Below are 234 nucleotides of genomic sequence, written 5' to 3' on the forward strand. Positions count from 1 at the left end.
GAACGCAGGGAACTGAAACATCTAAGTACCTGCAGGAAAGGACATCAACCGAGACTCCGCAAGTAGTGGCGAGCGAACGCGGACCAGGCCAGTGGCAATGAGGAATAAAGCGGAACGATTTGGAAAGGTCGGCCGTAGCGGGGGATAGCCCCGTACGCGTAGAACACTCAATGTCCTAGAGTAGGGCGGGACACGAGAAATCCTGTCTGAACAAGGGGAGACCACTCTCCAAGC

At 55.6% G+C, this 234-nt stretch carries 1 rRNA gene; it reads left to right on the plus strand.

From position 1 onward, the window contains the following. Positions 1-234: ribosomal RNA gene (locus KVS69_RS20655) — 23S ribosomal RNA — on the plus strand; the annotation flags it as partial.

The organism is Stenotrophomonas sp. GbtcB23 (genome assembly GCF_019091045.1).
GTDB lineage: Bacteria > Pseudomonadota > Gammaproteobacteria > Xanthomonadales > Xanthomonadaceae > Stenotrophomonas > Stenotrophomonas rhizophila_A.